Source organism: Pseudomonas putida (genome assembly GCF_028682635.1).
GTDB classification, from domain to species: Bacteria; Pseudomonadota; Gammaproteobacteria; order Pseudomonadales; family Pseudomonadaceae; genus Aquipseudomonas; species Aquipseudomonas putida_AE.
In genome coordinates this window covers 1-17,103 of the sequence record NZ_JANHLK010000020.1, presented here as the reverse complement: position 1 = coordinate 17,103, position 17,103 = coordinate 1, and the positions used below count along the sequence as shown (strand labels likewise).

Below are 17,103 nucleotides of genomic sequence, written 5' to 3'. Positions count from 1 at the left end.
ATCCGATGCGCATCCTGCTGTTATGCCTGGTCAGCCTGCTGGCTGCCTGCCAATCCCATGACGTCACACCGCCACCGCCGGCGATCGCCTCGCAAGGGCGAGATCACGCCGATCTCGGGGTGATCCGCGAACTCGCCAGCGGGCGCACCCTCACCCCGCAAGAGCTGGTCGAGCGCCTGGCCGCTGCGCCGCGGGTGCTGGTCGGTGAACAACACGACAATCCCGACCACCATGCCTTGCAATTGTGGCTGCTGCGCCAACTGGCGGCGCAACGTCCGCAAGGCAGCCTGTTGCTGGAAATGCTCAACCCCGACCAACAGGCGAAAGTCGATGCCGCACAGGCCGCCAGCCGTGCCGGTCAAGCGCCGGCCGACCCGTACCAGGCGCTGTCCTGGCAAGCCAATTGGGACTGGAGCGTTTACGGCGCACTGGTGACTTACGCCCTGCGTCAACCCTACCCGCTGCTGTCGGCCAACCTGGACCGGGCGCAGATCATGCAGATCTATAAACAGCGCCCGACGCTCAGCGGCGAAGCGTCCACCACCCGACAGGTGCAAGCGACATTACTGGACGACATCCGCGAGTCCCATTGCGGCTTGCTGCCCGAAGCGAAGATGCCGGCGATGCTCGCCGTGCAGCAGCAGCGTGACCGACGCATGGCCGAGCGCCTGTTGGCGGCCCCGACGCCAGCCCTGTTGCTGGCCGGGGCGTTTCATGTGCGCAAGGACCTGGGCGTGCCGTTGCACCTGAAAGACCTCGGCGCGGGTGAAGGTAACGCGGTGCTGGTGCTGGCCGAGGTGGGCAAGACGGTCAGCGCCGATAGCGCGGATTACGTGTGGTACACCGCAGCGCAACCGGAACAGGACCACTGCGCGCAATTTCGTCGATAACACGCCCCCCTGTAGGAGCTGCCGAAGGCTGCGATCTTTTGATCTTGCCCTTGAAAGCAAATCAAAAGATCGCAGCCTGCGGCAGCTCCTACGGGATCGAGGTACATCCACCAGGATCAGGGTGTCTGGAAGGTCTGCAAGTAGGCCAGCAGATCATCGATTTTCTCCTGATCGCTGATCCCCCAGAAAATCATCCGCGTACCCGACACCACCGCCTTCGGATCCTCGATGTACGCGGCGAGTTTATCCCGGGTCCAGACGATCCCGGATGATTTCATGGCATCGGAGTATTGATAGTTCGTGGTGCTCCCGGCGGTGCGCCCGACAATACCGTTGAGCTGCGGACCAAAAAACGCCCGTGCGCCCTCACCGACCTGATGGCAGCCACCGCACACCCGCTTGAACAGTTTCCCGCCCGCCTCGGCATCACCTTGTGCGTGCGCCTGCATGCCGAACAGACCCAGGCTCAGGGCAAGGGTCATCATCGCTGTTTTGTTCATCAAGCCAGTACCCACGCAAAAATGGCCGCCATTTGATCATGATCCGGCTTCCTGCGAAATAAATGCCTGCCGTCCATCCCGCCAATGCATCGCGTTGTTATCCCCGCCTAGACTTGAAGGTCAGTCCATCTCCACCAGGCTCACGCACACCCAACAGACGGAGGCAAACATCATGAAAATTGTCGTGATCGGCGGAACCGGGTTGATCGGCACCCAGCTCTGCGAACGGCTGCGCGAGGATGGGCATGATGTCCTGCCCGCCTCGCCGAAATCGGGGGTCAACGCGGTGACCGGGGAAGGCTTGCAGGCTGCCCTGCAAGGCGCCGACGTGGTGGTCGACGTTGCCAACTCGCCCTCGTTCGAAGATGCCGCCGTGCTCGATTTCTTCGAAAAATCCGCGCGCAACCTCGCCGCTGCCGAGAAGGCCGCCGGGGTCAAGCACCACGTCGCACTCTCGGTGGTGGGCACCGAGCGGATGCTCGAAAGCGGTTACTTCCGCGCCAAGATGGCCCAGGAGGAATTGATCAAGAAAGCCGGCGTGCCCTATTCGATCCTGCGTGCCACGCAGTTTTTCGAGTTCATCGGCGCCATTGCTCAATCCGGTGCACAAGGCGACAGCATCCGCCTGACTTCCGCCGCCCTGCAACCGATCGCCTCGGCCGACGTGGCCTCGGCACTGGCCACGATTGCCGTGGCGGCGCCCACCAACAAGACCTCGGAAGTGGCAGGTCCAGACAAGCAGCCGCTGGTCTCGTTCGCCAAGACCTGGCTGCAACACAACAAGGATCAGCGGGAAGTGATTACCGACGACAACGCCGGCTACTTCGGCGCGATCATCAACGACCAGTCACTGACCCCGGGCGCCAATCCCATCGTCGGCAAGACTCACTTCGATCAATGGCTCAAGAGCGCCGGCGCCTGACAGTCAGCCCGCCCACTTCATCAGGAGCGTCCCATGCGAACCCACGTTCTCCTCGCCCTGCTTGCACTGTCCACCCTGCCGCCCCAGGTCCTGGCCGCCGACGCACCGCCCCCGGACGTCAAGGAGGTATCTGTCACCGCGCTTCCCGATTACCCCGGCAAGGAAGTGCTGATGCTCACCGTCGAGTACCCGCCGGGCGGTGCCGACCCGGTTCATCGGCACGACGCCCACGGCTTCATCTATGTGCTCGAAGGCTCGATCGTCATGGGGGTCAAGGGTGGCAAGGAAGTCACGCTGATGCCCGGGCAAAGCTTCCACGAAGGCCCCAATGACATCCACACCGTGGGCCGTAATGCGAGCAAGGACAAGCCGGCGAAATTCGTCGTCTTTCTGTTGAAGGATCAGGGCAAGCCACCGGTCCTCCCGGTCGATTGACGGTCGCTGGTCATACTTGCGTATAAGGCGCCAAGAAGGCGCCACCGACCGCATCAAGGAAAGACAACTGGCCGCCGACGGGGCGGAGCGCCTCAAGCAGGATCAGGTCGCTGAAGGTGGCGCTGATCGTCTGAAGGAACGGCAACTGGCCGAGGGTGGTGCCGATCGTTTGAGAGAGCGGCTACTGGCATCGGACGGTTCCGACCGGCTGAAGCAAAACAGCGTTGCCGCGGGCGGTTACAACTCGATGCGCGGTACTCGGGTTGCAGAAGGCGGCTCTGACCGGTTACGGCAGAACCATTACGCAGATGGCAGCAATGGCTACGATGCCAGCTCCGACGTCATGCCCTATTTCTGTATGGAATGCCGCTGATCAAAAACCTGTAGGAGCCGGCTTGCTGGCTCCTACAGGGTTTCACCTGAGTCAGTCCTTGAAATCGGTGGACAGCGCCAGCTCGTTCCACTCGGCCAGTTCCTGGGCGACAAAGCGGTTTTTCGCCGCTATGCGCGCGATGGTATCGCTGCCCAGCGCCAGCCGTTGCGGCGGTTTCGGCGCATTGACCAGAGCGAGCATGGCCTCGGCGAATTTCACCGGGTCACCCGGCTGGGCGTGGTTGGCGGCCTCGGCATGCTTGCGCATGGCGCCCACGGTGTCGTCGTAGTCCGACAGTTCCAGCGCGGTCTTCACCAACGACTGCTCGTCGAGGAAGTCGGTGCGGAAGAAGCCCGGTTCCACCACCGTGGCGTGGATGCCCAGCGGCGCCAGTTCCTGGTGCAGCGCCTCGCTGATGCCTTCCACCGCGAACTTGGTGGAACCGTAGACGCCCCAGCCCATGTAGGCCTGGTAGCCGCCGATGGAGGAAATGTTGATGACATGCCCGCCGCGTTGGCGACGCATGTGCGGCAGCACCGCGCGGGTCACGTTGAGTACGCCGAAGACGTTGGTGGCGAATAGGCGCTCGGTCTCGCTCGCACTGGTTTCCTCCACCGCGCCCAGCACACCGAATCCGGCATTGTTGATCAGCACGTCGATTCGGCCGAAACGCTTGATGCCTTCTGCCACGGCCTGATGCGCTTCTGCTTCGCGGGTCACGTCCAGACGCACGGCCAGCAGGTTTGGATGATCGCCGAGTCTGGCGATGATTTCTTCGGGTTTACGGGCGGTGGCAATGACCGCGTCGCCGGCACGCAGAGCACGATCTGCGATGAGAGTACCAAAACCACGGGAAGCCCCAGTAATGAACCAAGTACGCATTTCAACTCCTCCTGGCAGCGACCCGAACGTTATTGTCGGGCCTTCTTGATGAGTTGACGCAACTTTAATTCTGCATTACTGATGTGATAATCCCAGTAATTTTGCATGACTTTGTGAACGGTATTCACATATGAAGGCCCCTTCGGCGGCAGATCTCTCGACCTTCCTGTGCGTGGCCAACCACCTGAACTTCAGCCGTGCGGCGGTGGAACTGGGGCTGACCCCTTCTGCGCTGAGCCATGCGGTGCGCACCCTGGAGAACCGGCTTGGCGTGCGGCTATTCAACCGCACCACCCGCAGCGTCGGCCTGACCGAGGCCGGCGAGCGTCTCTTTGCACGATTGAAACCGGCCTTTCGCGATATCGACGATGCCCTGGAAGACCTGAACCATTTTCGCGAAAAACCCTCGGGCAACCTGAGAATCACCGCGGGTCGCCAGGCCGCCGAACTGGTGCTGCTGCCAATGGCCGGCCGGTTCCTGGAAGCCTATCCGGACGTGAAACTGGAGATCGTGACAGACGACGCGCTGGTCGATGTGGTGGCTCAGGGCTTTGACGCCGGAGTGCGCTTCGGTATTCGGTTGGAGGCGGACATGGTCTCCCTGCCGATTGGCAGCACCCTGCGCTCCGTGGTCGTGGGCTCCGCGGAATTTTTCCGCAAGCATCCCGTTCCACAGAAACCCGAAGACCTGCATGGCCTGCCGTGCATCCGCCATCGCTTCCCCAGTGGCACCTTGTATCGCTGGGAGTTCGAACGTGGCGGGATCACCCAGGAAATCGAGGTGGACGGCCCGCTGACCCTGGGCGACGTGAGCCTGATGGTCGGCCCGGCGTTGCAGGGTGTCGGCATGGCTTACGTCTTCGAGGACATGGTCAAGACGCAGATCGCCGACGGCAGCCTGGTTCAGGTGCTGGGTGACTGGTGCCCCTACTACCCCGGCCTGCATCTGTACTACCCAAGCCGACGACATGTGCCCGCAGCGCTCAAGGCTTTCATCGAGTTTGCCCGTACCGCACGGGGGAATGTGTTCTCTTGAGATCAGGTCGTCTGTCAGGCCGCCATCGCCGGCAGGCCAGCTCCCACAAAATCGCTCTGCGCCATGGCGTCCACCAGGCCTGTTGTCTACCATCGGCGGCGAGCACTTCATAAACTTAGTCAGCGAGAAAAAAGATGGTCACCTGCTACCTGAAATATGTGCTGGACCCGTACAAGCTCGACGCATTCGAACACTACGGCAAACTGTGGATTCCACTGGTGGAGAAATTTGGCGGCCAGCATCACGGCTACTTCCTGCCGTCCGAGGGTGCCAATAACATTGCTCTGGCGATGTTCACTTTCCCAAGCCTGGCGGCCTACGAAACCTATCGCCAAGAGTCGATGAACGACGCTGAATGTATCGCCGCCTTCAAGTACGCGGAAGAAACCCGCTGCATCCTCAGTTATGAACGCTCCTTCTTCCGGCCCGTGTTCGGTGAGCCGAAACAGTAAACCGCTTGATCGTAGTCAACGAAAATGTCGCCTGTCGGGCGGCATTTTTTATTTCTCGAACATGGGCTGTCACTGCGCAATAAAACGTCAGATGAATGGTCAGCCAATACAGGGCGAGTTGCCATTGGTAGGACTAACTTTATAAGTCCGCATTGCCAACCCGGCATTCTTACCGCGGTGACCTCCCATGGAAAACATCTCTGTCACCCGCATCACTGGAGCAGTTCTTGCCCTGACCATCGGATTGAGTACACCAACAGCACAGGCCGATGAAGCCTATGCCAAGACGCTGCTCAAGAAGATGTCCGACTATATGTCAGCGCAAAAAAATATATCGTTCAACTACGACACCATCCTTGAAGTGGTCACCAAAGATAAGCAACGACTGGCACTGGCAGGCTCCGGTACAGTCGCCATCACCCGGCCTGACAAGTTGCGCAGTACCCGCGCCAGTGGTTTTGCCGACCTGGAGATGGTGTTTGATGGCAAGACCCTGACCCTGTTGGGCAAAGGCAAGAACATCTACACCCAGGTCGAAGTCCCGGGCACGCTGGATCATCTGCTCGATACGCTACGGGATAAATACAACCGGCCGCTTCCCGGCGCAGACCTGTTCATGTCCAATCCCCAGGATCAATTGATGGCCGGCGTGACCGACATCAAGGATCTGGGCAGTGGCGTTATCGGCGGTACCGAATGCGATCACCTGGCTTTCAGGAAGAAAGAAGTTGATTGGCAGATCTGGATCGCCCAGGGCGACAATCCCTACCCTTGCCGTTATTCCATCACTTCAAAAACCATTGCCGGCAGTCCGCAGTACAGCATTCAGCTCAGCGACTTTAAAAGTGGCGATGCCGCACCGGCTGATGATTTCGCCTTCAACAACTCGACCAATGCCCAGAAAATCGATCTGAAAGACTTGCCTAACGCCGAGGACCTGCCCAGCAACTTTGTGCGAGGAAAAACCAAATGAACCTCTTGATCAAATCCTGCGGCTTCCTGCTGATGGGATTGGTAGCGGTGTGCGCGCTGGAGCTTGGAGAAACCTTGTCGATCCCAGGCGTGCACAGTGTTATTCCTCAAGCCGAGGCGGTGGTCGGGCGTCCACTGACGCCGGTCAGTGTTGCCGGCGTCGCGAGGCGATCGGCGCGGCGCGATTGACAGCTTGAAAAACGATCAACGCTGCAAGTCCAGGCAGTAGGTGTAGTAGCCCGAATCGCGCACGTAACCCAGGGACTCATACAGACGCTGGGCACTGAAGTTGTCGGTGGCGGTTTCCAGGGTCATGCCCTTGGCGCCCATCAACCGGGCAAAGTCGCGGGCGGTGTTCATCAGCAGCGTGCCAACCCCTTTGCCCCGGGCGGCGGGCGTCGTGAACAGGTCGCCGAGCAGCCAGGTGCGGTGTGCGTCGATGGAGGAAAAGGTCGGGAACATCTGCACGAAACCCAGGGTTTCGCCGTCGGTATCCTCGGCGAGAAAGATCACCGACTCGTCACGGGCGATGCGTTCGGCGATGAAGTTGCGCGACTGTGGCAGGTTCGACGGCTGGCCGTAGAAGCCGCGATAGGCGTCGAACAAGGGGGCGATTTTTTCGATGTGCGAGGCGTCTGCGCGCAGGGCCAGGATAGGCATGAGGGTGCTCCATTGCGGTCTCAAGGATCTACAGCCTAGCAACCACAACGAAAAAATTCCTGAAAGCACCGCGCCTCCTGTGGGAGCCAGCCTGCTGGCGATAGCGGACTGTCAGTCAACATCACTGTTGAACCTGAAGGCCTCATCGCCAGCAGGCTGGCTCCCACAATGGATCGCGGATCGCAGTTAGACCCGCACGTTACGCCCCGGCAATGTCGTGCGCTGGCTGTTTTCCCAGTTCTCCACCAGCCCCACCGGCACATCCGCCGCTGGCAACATATTCACCCCACGCACCAGATCCGAAGCCCGCTCGGCAAGCATGCGCAACCTTTGTGGGAGCGGGCTTGCTCGCGAAAGCAGAGTGACAGTCGACACATGTATTGATTGACACTCCGCCTTCGCGAGCAAGCCCGCTCCCACAATGGATCGTGGATCGCAGTTAGACCCGCACGTTACGCCCTGGCAATGTCGTGCGCTGGCTGTTTTCCCAGTTCTCCACCAGCCCCACCGGCACATCCGCCGCCGGCAACATATTCACCCCACGCACCAGATCCGAAGCCCGCTCGGCGAGCATGATGGTCGGCGCATTGAGGTTGCCGTTCGGCTCGGTCGGGAACACCGAGGAGTCGATCACCCGCAACCCCTGGATGCCATGCACCCGCAGTTCGGAGTCCACCACCGCCATGTCGTCCTCGCCCATGCGGCACGAGCCACACGGATGGTAAGTGCTTTCGAGGTTGTCACGGACAAAGGCATCGAGGTCTTCGTCACTGGTCACCAGCGCGCCGGGGGCGATTTCGCCGTCGCGGAAACGGTCCATGGCTTTCTGGCCGATGATCTCGCGGGTCAGGCGGATGCAGCGGCGGAAGCCTTCGCGGTCCTCTTCGCGCTCCAGGTAGTTGAAGCGGATTTCCGGATGCTCGTAAGGGTCGGCCGAACGCACCCGCACATAACCCCGGCTTTTCGGTTTGTTGGGACCGGTGAGCACCATGAAACCGTGGCCCTTGATCGGCTTGTTGCCGTCGTAGCGCATCGCTGCCGGCAGGAAGTGGAACTGGATGTCCGGCCAGCGCAGGCCCTTCTCGGAGCGGATGAAACCACCGGCCTCGAAGTGGTTGGTGGCCCCCAGGCCGTCCTTGAACAGCAGCCAGCGCAGGCCGATCATCAGTTTGCTCAGCGGGTCCATCTTGCTGTTGAGGGTCACCGGTTCCTTGCAGCCGAACTGGATGTACACCTCGGCGTGGTCCTGCAGGTTCTCCCCTACCCCCGGCAGGTCATGGCGCACGCCGATCCCGGCCTTGCGCAGGACCGCGGCCGGGCCAATGCCCGAGCGTTGCAGCAGGTGCGGCGAACTGATCGGCCCGGACGCGATCAGCACTTCGCGGTTGCAGTACACCTGGTGGGTCTGGCCCCCGTGGTCATACATGACCCCCACCGCACGCTTGCCTTCAAGGATGACCTGGCGGGTCATCGCATGGGTGATCACCGTCAGGTTCGGACGGCCCATGGCCGGGCGCAGATAGGCGTTGGCGGTGGAACAGCGCACGCCGTTCTTCACGGTCATGTGCATCGCGCCGAAACCTTCCTGCATGTAGCCGTTGCAGTCTTCGGTCTTGATGTAGCCCGCCTCGGCACCGGCTTCGACCCAGGCCCCGTACAACGGGTTCTTCATGTTGTTGCCGTTGGTGGTGTGCAGCGGCCCGGTCTGCCCGCGATAGCTGTCGCCGCCGGACTCGTAGCTTTCGGCACGCTTGAAGTACGGCAGGCAATGCTTGTAGCCCCAGCCCTGGGCGCCAAGGGATTCCCATTCGTCGAAATCCAGGGCGTGGCCGCGGATGTACACCAGGCCGTTGATCGACGAGGAACCACCCAGCACCTTGCCCCGTGGGCAGTGGATGCGCCGGCCGTTGAGGTAGGTTTCCGGCTCGGTTTCGTAGCGCCAGTTGTACTTTTTGGTGTTCATCGGGATCGAGAATGCGCTGGGCATCTGGATCACTACGCTCTTGTCACTGCCGCCGAACTCCAGGACCAGCACCGAGGTGGCCGGGTCTTCGCTCAGGCGGTTGGCCAACACACAACCTGCCGAGCCTGCGCCAATGATGATGTAGTCGTATTTTTGTGTAGACATTCTTTGCGTGGTCATAGCTATCTCCCGACCGTCGATTCAGTGAATACCGGTTGTGGTGACTGTTTGTGGGTCAGCGTGTCGCCGGTGGTGTATTGCGGGGAGGTCTTCTCGATCTGTTGGATCACCGCTTCTTCGCGCTTGAGGTCGATCGAGCGGCTCAGCCAGTAGTACGCCAGGCCCGAGACGATCAGCCCCACCAGCCAGGCGACGTCGATGCTGCCAAGCGCCTTGGCCAGAGGGCCGACATAGACTTCGCGCTGCTCGACGCCGTCGTAGATGTAGAAGAACGGAATCATCGAGAGGAAGCCGATGGCATAGGCGGCGATACCGCGCAGGCCCCAGCTGCCGTAGATGTTGCCGTGGGGCATGAAGAAGTGCGGGATGGCGTAGCGGCCCTTGCGCACGAAGAAGTAGTCGGTGAGGTTGACCGAGGTCCAGGGCACCAGGAAGTACAGCATCACCACCAGGTAGATGCCGAGCACCGACAGGCCTTTGCCGGAACTCTGGATGCTCAGGGCCACGCCCAGTTGCAACAGGATCACGAAGGCGATGGCGAGGATCCGCGCCTTGCGGGTTGGTTCGATGTGCTTGATCGAATCGACACAGGTCAGGGTGGTCAGCTTGGCGCTGTAGATGTTCATCGCGATCACCGGCAGGAACGCCAGGATGGTCACCACCACGACCGCGGTGCCGATCAGCGGCGACACGGTGTTGCCGACTTGACCCAGGGCCACCAGCACGTCGGTTGAGTGCAGGTGATCGGCCAGCCAGCCACCGACGGAAATCATCCACGCACCGGACAGCGAAGCACCGAGGAACACCACGGCGATCAACTTGCCGCTGGAGGTGTTCTTCGGCAGGTAGCGCGAGTAGTCCGATACGTATGGGGCATAGGCGATGTTGTAGCTCGCCGCCGCCGCGAACTGGGCGATGAAACCGGTCCAGTTGAAGCCCAGCGGCGCCGGGGCCACTTCGCCTTCGGCCAGTGCCGGCAAGACCGCATCCGGCACCCAGCCCATCACCACCGCCAGGGTCACCAGGCCGTACAGCGGCAGCGACAGGTACAACGCCCATTTGAAGCTGCGGTGCATCCAGTCATGGCCGAGGATGGCCAACACCGCCGCCGGAATGGTCACCGCCACCGCGATCACCGCAGGGTTGAACCCGAACAGCGTGTGCAGGCCCTGCATCATCAGGACCAGGTTGACGATGTTGAACCCGGCGAACACGAACAGCGTCGCCAGCAGCACCAGGATCACGCCGCGGTAACCGAACTGCGCACGGGACTGGATCATCTGCGGCAAGCCCAGGTGCGGGCCTTGGGATCCGTGAAACGCCATGAACAAAGTGCCGAACATGATGCCCAGGGTGCCGGCGAGTGTGGTCCACAGCGCGGTCAGGCCGACGCTCGGGCCGACGAAGCCGATGGTCATGGTGAAGAAGGTGAAGTTGCCGAGAAACCAGAACGGGCCCTGGCTCGACAGTCTGTCGGTGCGTTCGTCCTCGGGGATGAAGTCAATCGAATGCCCCTCGACGACGGACTTGTCATCGAGGGAGGACACACTCGTGGCGGACTTGGCGTTTGTGTTCATGATGGACTCTTATTGTTGGAAGATCATGACGAGATAACCGCATTCTTCGGGTGAACGACGCCCGGGGGGCCTCCATGCCGTTCCTGATGTTCAAACGTGTAAATGACGAAAAACCTGTGGGAGCGGGCTTGCTCGCGAAAGCGTTGGGTCAGGCAACATATTTGTCGAATGTGCCGGCCTGTTCGCGAGCAAGCTCGCTCCTACAAAGGGCAGGCGTCAGGCTGGCAGCGTGATCCACACCGCCTTGGTTTCGAGCAGGTAGTCGAGCTGCTCCGCGCCCAGGTCCTTGCCGAAGCCGGACTGCTTGTAGCCACCGAACGGCATCGACGGGTCCAGGGTGCCGTGGGCGTTGACGTAGACCGAGCCGGCCTTGAGGCGTGGAATCAGGCTGTGCACCTTGCCCAGGTCGTTGGAGTACAGGGCCGCCGCCAAGCCGTAGACCGAGTCATTGGCCAGGGCCAGCGCCTCTTCCTCATCGTCGAAGGGTGCGGTGACCAGCACCGGACCGAAGATCTCTTCCTGGACGATGCGCATGTCGTTGCGGCAATTGGCGAAGATGGTCGGCTCGACGAAGAAGCCAGGGCCATCCACCGGTTGGCCGCCGTAGACCAGTTCGGCGCCTTCGGCCTTGCCGGTCTCGATGTACTCGGTCACGCGCTGCTTTTGCAGGGCCGAGACCAGTGGGCCGATGAAGCAGTCCGGGTCCAGGCCCGGGGCCATTTTCAGGGTGCGCGTATAGGCGATCAGCTCACCCAGGAATTGCTCGTAGACACTGCTATGAATATAGGCCCGCGTGCCGGCGTCGCATACCTGCCCGGAGTTGAAAAACACCCCGTTGGCGACCGCTTGTGCCGCCGCCGGAATGTCGGCATCGGCAAACACGATGACCGGTGACTTTCCGCCCAGCTCCAGGGTCAGGCGCTTCATGTCGTCCAGCGCCGAGCGGCCAACGGTAAGGCCGACCGGGGTCGAACCGGTGAAGGTCAATTTGTCGATGCCGGGATGGGTGGTCATGGCCGCACCGACCACGCTGCCACGCCCGGTGACGATATTGATCACGCCGTCCGGAATGCCCGCTTCCTGCACCAGTTCAGCGAAACGCAAAGCCGAAAGCGAGGTCAGCTCAGCGGGTTTGACCACCACGGTGCAACCGGTGGCCAGCGCCGCGCCGAGTTTCCAGGCCATGGTTTGCAGCGGGAAGTTCCACGGCACGATGGCACCGACCACGCCCACCGCTTCCTTGCGGGTATAGGCCAGGTAATTGCCCGGCAGTGAAGGCTCGACGGTACGGCCGTGGAGCTTGGTGGCCCAACCGGCGAAGTAACGCAGGGTATCGACGGTGCCCTGGATGTCGACGTCCTTGGCGAAGGCGACCGACTTGCCCATGTCGATCGATTCGATCTGCGCGAGTTCGGCGGCGTTCTGTTCGATCAGGTCCGCCAGGCGCTGGATCAGGCGTTCCCGTTGCGCCGGTTTGGCCTGGCTCCATTCGCCACCGTCGAACTGCGCACGGGCGGCTAACACGGCGCGGTCCAGGTCAGCGGTGGTGCCCATGGGAATGCGGGTGATCAGGCCTTCGGTCGAGGGCTCGATCACATCGGAAGTCTGGCCGTCGCTGGCTTCGACCCAGGCGCCGCCGATGAACATCTTCTGCACTTTGCTGAGGAAGGTCTGGGTGGCTTCGCTCACGCCGAACTTCTGCAGGTAACTCTTGACGATCGTGTCCATTTTTATTCTCTCTGCCCGGCAGTCAGGCACTGCCGGGGTATGGGTTTCGATGTTCAGGCCTGCTCTTAAGCCAGTGTCGCTTCACTCTCGGTGGCCGCCCGTACCTTGCCGCGCTCGTGGAAGATGAAACCGATGCTGTTGAGCAGCAGTTGCGCGGCGAGGATCGAGGTCATGCCGGTCGGGTCGTACACCGGTGCAACCTCCACCAGGTCCATGCCGACGATGTTGCCCTTGCTGCGCTTGGCCAGGGCCTGGATGATTTCCAGCACTTCGTAGTAGAGGAAGCCGCCGTGGCTCGGAGTGCCGGTGCCCGGGGCGATGGACGGGTCGAAACCGTCGATGTCGATGGTGATGTAGTAGTTGATGTTTTCCGGGATCAGCGCCAGTACGCCGTCGACGCCGAGGCGACGCACATCGCGCACCGAGAGGATCTTCGAGCCCGCTTCGTGGGCCGCTTCGTAGTCGTCGCGGTTGGACGACGAGACGTTGCGGATGCCCATCTGGGTCATGCCGACGATGTGGTTCATTTCCGAGGCGCGGCGCAGCGGGTTGCCGTGGCCGTAACGCACGCCGTGGCGCTCGTCGACGAAGTCCAGGTGCGCATCGAAGTGGATGATGTGGATCGGACCACGGCCTTCGAAGGCCTTGATCACCGGCGCGTGCACCGAGTGATCGCCGCCGAGCACCACCGGCATCACACCGGCATCGAGGATCTTGCGCACGGCGTATTCGGTGTTCTTGTTACTGGTGGCCATGTCGGTGTGGACGATGTCGGCATCACCGACGTCGACCATGCGCACGTCCGAGGCGGTGAGGTACATCACGTCATCTTCGTGATCGTAGGCGCCGGCGTGGCCGAAGGAAAACAGCGTCGATGCTTCACGGATCCCGCGTGGTCCGAAGCGTGCGCCGGAGCGCCACTGGGTGCCCATGTCGTTGGGCACGCCAAGCACCGCGACGTCGGCATCCAGGGCGTCCCAATCGGTGCACACCGGGGATTTGCCAAAGGTGCAATGACCCACGAATGGCAGGTTCAGACGACCGGATTCATAACCGTTGTTCGACATTTCTAGCCTCTCCACTTCTTGTTATCGGCTTGGCGGAACTGCAAGGCGACCGCCGTTGGAGTGACTATGGGCGCAGGTTTTCGTGGAAAAAATGCTAAACATCAGATACTCATATCGGCATTACCGATGCATCCACAGGCCGGAGGTCAACGTGATTCAACTGCACGATGTCGATCTGAAGTTGCTCAGGGTGTTTGCCACGATTGTCCGCTGCGGCGGTTTCTCCGCCGCCCAGGCGGCGTTGAATGCCGGGCAGTCGACGATCAGCGAACAGATGACCCATCTGGAAACCCGCCTTGGGGTCAAGCTGTGCCAGCGCGGGCGCAGCGGTTTCCGCCTGACCGAGCAAGGGGTGGCGATCCATGAGGCGACCCAGCGCCTGCTGTCGGCGGTGGAAAATTTCTGCATGGACGCCGACGTGCTCAAGCAGCACATCAGCGGCAAGCTCAACCTGGGGATCATCGACACCACCATCACCGACCCGGACTCGCCCATTCCGCGCACCACCCAGCGCTTCGTGTCGCGCGGGCATGACGTGCACCTGAACGTGTACGTCGGCACCCCCGCCGAGCTGGAAGAACGGGTGCTCGACGGACGCCTGCACCTGGCCATCGGGCACTTTCCGATCCATGTGCCGGGCCTGCTGCAATCGCCGCTGTACCAGGAAGCGCTGGGCTTGTATTGCGGGCGCCGGCATCCGCTGTATGGCAGCCAGGCTGAGGGTGAGGAACTGCTCGAAGAAGTCGCGGCCGGGCGGATTGTCGTGCGCGGCTACATGCAGCAATACGACCTCGAACACCTGGGCGTGAGCAAGGCTGCCGCCACCGTGGACAACATCGAAGCCACCGCGATCCTGATCATTTCCGGCGCCTACCTGGGCTTCCTGCCGGAGCACTTTGCCGCCCAATGGGTCAAGAGTGGCGAGATGCACCAGTTGGCCCCGGGGAGTTTGCGCTTGCGATCACCGTTCGACGTGATCACCCGGCGCGGCGTGGCACCGCCGCCGATCCTGCAGGCGTTCCTCGAGGACCTGGCGGCCAGTGCGCGTAAAACCGGCAACCCGTGACATCGCGCTCGCCAAATTCCAAGAGCCCCCGGCATACTGATTTTCGTTTGCCACTTTTGCAGGTCCGTCATGCGCATCCACGTCACCTTCATCGACCGCGTCGGCATCACCCAGGAAGTGCTGGCCCTGCTCGGCGGCCGAAGCTTCAATCTGGACGCCGTGGAGATGGTGCCGCCGAACGTCTATATCGACGCCCCGACCCTCGGCACCGAAGTGCTGGAAGAGTTGCGCGAGGCCCTGTTCGGCGTGCGCGGCGTGCAGGCGGTGACCATGGTCGACATCCTTCCCGGGCAACGTCGGCGCCTGCAACTGGATGCCCTGCTCGCCGCCAGTTCCGACCCGGTGCTGGCGGTGGACGATCGCGGGTATGTGCTGCTGGCCAATCCGGCATTGATCGCCCTGTGCGGTCGCGAACCGGCCGGTGAATCCCTGAGCGCACTGTTCGACGACGCCGATCTGCAACGCACCTTGATCGCCCACCACTTCCGCCTGCCCATGCACGAGGTCAGCCTCGGCGGCCACACCCTGCTACTCGATGCCATGCCGATCACAGACGCCGGCGCCCTGCTCACCCTGTACCAACCCAACCGCATCGGCGAACGCCTGTCGGCGCTGCACCATGATCACGCCGAAGGTTTCGATGCGCTGCTCGGTGAATCGCCGCCGATCCGCTCGCTCAAGGCCCGCGCGCAACGGGTGGCGGCCCTCGATGCGCCGCTGTTGATCCAGGGCGAAACCGGCACCGGCAAGGAACTGGTGGCCCGCGCCTGTCACGCCATCAGCGGTCGGCGGGACGCGCCCTTCCTGGCCCTGAACTGCGCGGCGCTGCCCGAGAGCCTGGCCGAAAGCGAGCTGTTCGGCTACGCCCCCGGCGCGTTCACTGGCGCGCAACGGGGCGGCAAGCTCGGGCTGCTGGAACTGGCCGACCAGGGCACGGTGTTTCTCGACGAAGTCGGCGAGATGTCGCCGTATCTGCAAGCCAAGTTGCTGCGCTTCTTGAGCGATGGCTGCTTCCGTCGGGTCGGTGGCGATCGTGAGGTCAAGGTCAACGTGCGGATCCTCAGCGCGACCCACCGCGACCTGGAAAAGATGGTCAGCGAGGGGCACTTTCGCGAAGACCTGTTCTACCGCCTCAACGTGCTCAACCTGCAAGTACCGCCGCTGCGCGAACGGGGCCACGACATCCTGTTGATGGCCCAGCACTTCATGCAACAAGCCTGCGCACAGATCCAGCGCCCGGCCTGCCGCCTGGCGCCCAGCACCTTTCCCGCCCTGCTCGGCAACCGCTGGCCGGGGAACGTACGGCAACTGCAAAACGTGATCTTTCGCGCGGCGGCGATTTGTGAGAATCCGTTGGTGGACATTGATGATCTCGACATTGCGCGCACGGCGGTGGAGCGCAAGAACGATGGTGAGGTGGGCAGCCTGGAAGAGGCTGTCGAAGGGTTTGAACGGAACTTGCTGGAGCAGCTTTACCAGAGTTATCCGTCCAGCCGACTGCTCGCGGCGCGGTTGCAAACATCCCATAGCGCGATTGCCATTCGGCTGCGCAAATACGGAATTCCCAACAAACCTTAATCTCATTGCCGCCCCCTGTGGGAGCCAGCCTGCTGGCGATGGGGCCATGTCAGTCGATATCTTTGCTGCCTGTCACACCGCATCGCCAGCAGGCTGGCTCCCACAGGGGATGGGTGTGTATTGGCCATTTTGTGTGCAAATCGATACACCGTATCGAAATCAAGACAAAACCCTCTCAACCTGTCTGGCCCGGGCTTTGGCCCCTTCCCCTCGCCTGCCTGTATTGATTTCAATACGCAAGCCGCCCCCGAAACAGCCTTATAAAACACTAAGCCATTGATTTAAAACAACAAATCAACCTTGGCACCGCCCTTGCTATCTCTCCTCCAGCCAAGCTCCAACGCGAGCCTGCCCATCGCCCTCCGCCACCTGCAGCGGATGAGTCTGAACAATGAGGAGTTGATATGAGCGAATTGCGTTTTACCGTCGATCACGAATGGCTGCGCACCGAAACTGACGGCACTGTCACCGTTGGCATCACGGCGTTTGCCCAACAGGCCTTGGGGGATGTGGTGTTCGTTCAGGTGCCCGAGCTGGGCAGCTTTGATGCCGGTGCCGAAGTGTCGGTGCTGGAATCGGTGAAAGCCGCCAGCAGCATCGGCATGCCGCTGGACGGCGAGGTGCTGGAAGTGAATTCGGAATTGGACAGCACCCCGGAGCTGGTCAACGAAGATCCGCTGGGCGAAGGCTGGTTCTTCCGCTTCAAACCCGCTGACGCTGCGGCGGTCGGCCAACTGCTGGACCAGGCTGCCTACGAGCGCCTGATCCAAGACCAGACCGACGCGTGAGGACACCCCATGACCATCCGCCTCGACACCCATG

General features: G+C 61.8%; 18 protein-coding genes. 11 read left to right on the top strand and 7 right to left on the bottom strand.

The window, feature by feature from the left end; genetic code table 11:
• Positions 1 to 5 precede the first annotated feature (5 nt).
• Positions 6 to 890, top strand: a complete 885-nt coding sequence (locus NPS56_RS22130; protein WP_274076593.1) for a ChaN family lipoprotein — start codon at positions 6 to 8, stop codon at positions 888 to 890.
• A gap of 116 nt (positions 891 to 1,006) precedes the next feature.
• Here the strand turns inward: NPS56_RS22130 and NPS56_RS22125 are convergent, their stop codons facing one another.
• Positions 1,007 to 1,390 carry a c-type cytochrome gene (locus tag NPS56_RS22125; protein ID WP_274076592.1) on the bottom strand — a complete coding sequence of 128 codons (384 nt, stop codon included), beginning with the start codon at positions 1,388 to 1,390 and terminating at the stop codon, positions 1,007 to 1,009.
• Positions 1,391 to 1,562: 172 nt separating this feature from the next.
• On the opposite strand from NPS56_RS22125, the gene NPS56_RS22120 reads away from it, so the two are divergent.
• The 3 genes from NPS56_RS22120 to NPS56_RS22110 are packed head-to-tail and all read left to right on the top strand — an operon-like array spanning position 1,563 to position 3,120.
• Complete coding sequence (locus NPS56_RS22120) at positions 1,563 to 2,312, top strand: SDR family oxidoreductase (RefSeq protein ID WP_274076591.1); 750 nt, start codon at positions 1,563 to 1,565, stop codon at positions 2,310 to 2,312.
• A 33-nt stretch (positions 2,313 to 2,345) separates the two neighbouring features.
• The gene (locus NPS56_RS22115; RefSeq protein WP_274076590.1) at positions 2,346 to 2,747 is read left to right on the top strand and encodes a cupin domain-containing protein; all 402 of its coding nucleotides are present in this window, start codon (positions 2,346 to 2,348) and stop codon (positions 2,745 to 2,747) included.
• A 16-nt stretch (positions 2,748 to 2,763) separates the two neighbouring features.
• Positions 2,764 to 3,120: a hypothetical protein gene (locus NPS56_RS22110; RefSeq protein WP_274076589.1), complete on the top strand. Its 357-nt coding sequence runs from the start codon at positions 2,764 to 2,766 to the stop codon at positions 3,118 to 3,120.
• Between the two features lie 51 nt (positions 3,121 to 3,171).
• Here the strand turns inward: NPS56_RS22110 and NPS56_RS22105 are convergent, their stop codons facing one another.
• On the bottom strand, positions 3,172 to 4,002 hold the full coding sequence (locus NPS56_RS22105) for an oxidoreductase (RefSeq protein WP_274076588.1): 831 nt from the start codon (positions 4,000 to 4,002) through the stop codon (positions 3,172 to 3,174).
• Positions 4,003 to 4,132: 130 nt separating this feature from the next.
• On the opposite strand from NPS56_RS22105, the gene NPS56_RS22100 reads away from it, so the two are divergent.
• From NPS56_RS22100 to NPS56_RS22085, 4 genes are all read left to right on the top strand, one after another.
• Positions 4,133 to 5,038, top strand: a complete 906-nt coding sequence (locus tag NPS56_RS22100) for a LysR family transcriptional regulator (protein ID WP_274076587.1) — start codon at positions 4,133 to 4,135, stop codon at positions 5,036 to 5,038.
• Positions 5,039 to 5,172: 134 nt separating this feature from the next.
• The gene (locus NPS56_RS22095) at positions 5,173 to 5,490 is read left to right on the top strand and encodes an NIPSNAP family protein (RefSeq protein WP_274076586.1); all 318 of its coding nucleotides are present in this window, start codon (positions 5,173 to 5,175) and stop codon (positions 5,488 to 5,490) included.
• A gap of 187 nt (positions 5,491 to 5,677) precedes the next feature.
• On the top strand, positions 5,678 to 6,463 hold the full coding sequence (locus tag NPS56_RS22090; RefSeq protein ID WP_274076585.1) for a DUF2092 domain-containing protein: 786 nt from the start codon (positions 5,678 to 5,680) through the stop codon (positions 6,461 to 6,463).
• Positions 6,460 to 6,651, top strand: a complete 192-nt coding sequence (locus NPS56_RS22085) for a hypothetical protein (protein WP_274076584.1) — start codon at positions 6,460 to 6,462, stop codon at positions 6,649 to 6,651. Before NPS56_RS22090 ends, NPS56_RS22085 begins: the two co-directional genes overlap by 4 nt.
• A gap of 15 nt (positions 6,652 to 6,666) precedes the next feature.
• On the opposite strand, the gene NPS56_RS22080 is transcribed toward NPS56_RS22085, so the two are convergent.
• The 5 genes from NPS56_RS22080 to speB all read right to left on the bottom strand — a co-directional run bounded on the left by NPS56_RS22080 (position 6,667) and on the right by speB (position 13,637).
• On the bottom strand, positions 6,667 to 7,122 hold the full coding sequence (locus NPS56_RS22080) for a GNAT family N-acetyltransferase (RefSeq protein WP_274076583.1): 456 nt from the start codon (positions 7,120 to 7,122) through the stop codon (positions 6,667 to 6,669).
• A gap of 439 nt (positions 7,123 to 7,561) precedes the next feature.
• Positions 7,562 to 9,250 (bottom strand): choline dehydrogenase, encoded by a 1,689-nt coding sequence (gene betA / locus NPS56_RS22075; RefSeq protein ID WP_274076681.1) that lies wholly within the window; start codon positions 9,248 to 9,250, stop codon positions 7,562 to 7,564.
• 17 nt (positions 9,251 to 9,267) lie between these two features.
• Complete coding sequence (locus NPS56_RS22070; protein ID WP_274076582.1) at positions 9,268 to 10,842, bottom strand: purine-cytosine permease family protein; 1,575 nt, start codon at positions 10,840 to 10,842, stop codon at positions 9,268 to 9,270.
• A gap of 216 nt (positions 10,843 to 11,058) precedes the next feature.
• Positions 11,059 to 12,570 (bottom strand): aldehyde dehydrogenase family protein, encoded by a 1,512-nt coding sequence (locus tag NPS56_RS22065; RefSeq protein WP_274076581.1) that lies wholly within the window; start codon positions 12,568 to 12,570, stop codon positions 11,059 to 11,061.
• A 65-nt stretch (positions 12,571 to 12,635) separates the two neighbouring features.
• Positions 12,636 to 13,637 carry an agmatinase gene (gene speB / locus NPS56_RS22060; protein WP_274076580.1) on the bottom strand — a complete coding sequence of 334 codons (1,002 nt, stop codon included), beginning with the start codon at positions 13,635 to 13,637 and terminating at the stop codon, positions 12,636 to 12,638.
• A 151-nt stretch (positions 13,638 to 13,788) separates the two neighbouring features.
• Between speB and NPS56_RS22055 the strand changes: the two genes are divergently transcribed.
• The 3 genes from NPS56_RS22055 to gcvH all read left to right on the top strand — a co-directional run bounded on the left by NPS56_RS22055 (position 13,789) and on the right by gcvH (position 17,069).
• Entirely contained in the window at positions 13,789 to 14,703 is a 915-nt protein-coding gene (locus NPS56_RS22055; protein WP_274076579.1) for a LysR family transcriptional regulator, read from the top strand.
• A 69-nt stretch (positions 14,704 to 14,772) separates the two neighbouring features.
• Complete coding sequence (locus NPS56_RS22050; protein ID WP_274076578.1) at positions 14,773 to 16,281, top strand: sigma-54-dependent transcriptional regulator; 1,509 nt, start codon at positions 14,773 to 14,775, stop codon at positions 16,279 to 16,281.
• Between the two features lie 404 nt (positions 16,282 to 16,685).
• Entirely contained in the window at positions 16,686 to 17,069 is a 384-nt protein-coding gene (gene gcvH, locus NPS56_RS22045; RefSeq protein WP_274076577.1) for a glycine cleavage system protein GcvH, read from the top strand.
• Positions 17,070 to 17,103: the final 34 nt, after the last annotated feature.

What these genes read in the sequence shown, in the direction of transcription:
- NPS56_RS22130 (WP_274076593.1), top strand. Translation starts at nt 6, where the DNA reads ATGCGCATCCTGCTGTTATGCCTGGTCAGCCTGCTGGCTGCCTGCCAA.
- NPS56_RS22125 (WP_274076592.1), bottom strand. Translation starts at nt 1,390, where the DNA reads ATGAACAAAACAGCGATGATGACCCTTGCCCTGAGCCTGGGTCTGTTC.
- NPS56_RS22120 (WP_274076591.1), top strand. Translation starts at nt 1,563, where the DNA reads ATGAAAATTGTCGTGATCGGCGGAACCGGGTTGATCGGCACCCAGCTC.
- NPS56_RS22115 (WP_274076590.1), top strand. Translation starts at nt 2,346, where the DNA reads ATGCGAACCCACGTTCTCCTCGCCCTGCTTGCACTGTCCACCCTGCCG.
- NPS56_RS22105 (WP_274076588.1), bottom strand. Translation starts at nt 4,002, where the DNA reads ATGCGTACTTGGTTCATTACTGGGGCTTCCCGTGGTTTTGGTACTCTC.
- NPS56_RS22100 (WP_274076587.1), top strand. Translation starts at nt 4,133, where the DNA reads ATGAAGGCCCCTTCGGCGGCAGATCTCTCGACCTTCCTGTGCGTGGCC.
- NPS56_RS22095 (WP_274076586.1), top strand. Translation starts at nt 5,173, where the DNA reads ATGGTCACCTGCTACCTGAAATATGTGCTGGACCCGTACAAGCTCGAC.
- NPS56_RS22090 (WP_274076585.1), top strand. Translation starts at nt 5,678, where the DNA reads ATGGAAAACATCTCTGTCACCCGCATCACTGGAGCAGTTCTTGCCCTG.
- NPS56_RS22085 (WP_274076584.1), top strand. Translation starts at nt 6,460, where the DNA reads ATGAACCTCTTGATCAAATCCTGCGGCTTCCTGCTGATGGGATTGGTA.
- NPS56_RS22080 (WP_274076583.1), bottom strand. Translation starts at nt 7,122, where the DNA reads ATGCCTATCCTGGCCCTGCGCGCAGACGCCTCGCACATCGAAAAAATC.
- betA (WP_274076681.1), bottom strand. Translation starts at nt 9,250, where the DNA reads ATGTCTACACAAAAATACGACTACATCATCATTGGCGCAGGCTCGGCA.
- NPS56_RS22070 (WP_274076582.1), bottom strand. Translation starts at nt 10,842, where the DNA reads ATGAACACAAACGCCAAGTCCGCCACGAGTGTGTCCTCCCTCGATGAC.
- NPS56_RS22065 (WP_274076581.1), bottom strand. Translation starts at nt 12,570, where the DNA reads ATGGACACGATCGTCAAGAGTTACCTGCAGAAGTTCGGCGTGAGCGAA.
- speB (WP_274076580.1), bottom strand. Translation starts at nt 13,637, where the DNA reads ATGTCGAACAACGGTTATGAATCCGGTCGTCTGAACCTGCCATTCGTG.
- NPS56_RS22050 (WP_274076578.1), top strand. Translation starts at nt 14,773, where the DNA reads ATGCGCATCCACGTCACCTTCATCGACCGCGTCGGCATCACCCAGGAA.
- gcvH (WP_274076577.1), top strand. Translation starts at nt 16,686, where the DNA reads ATGAGCGAATTGCGTTTTACCGTCGATCACGAATGGCTGCGCACCGAA.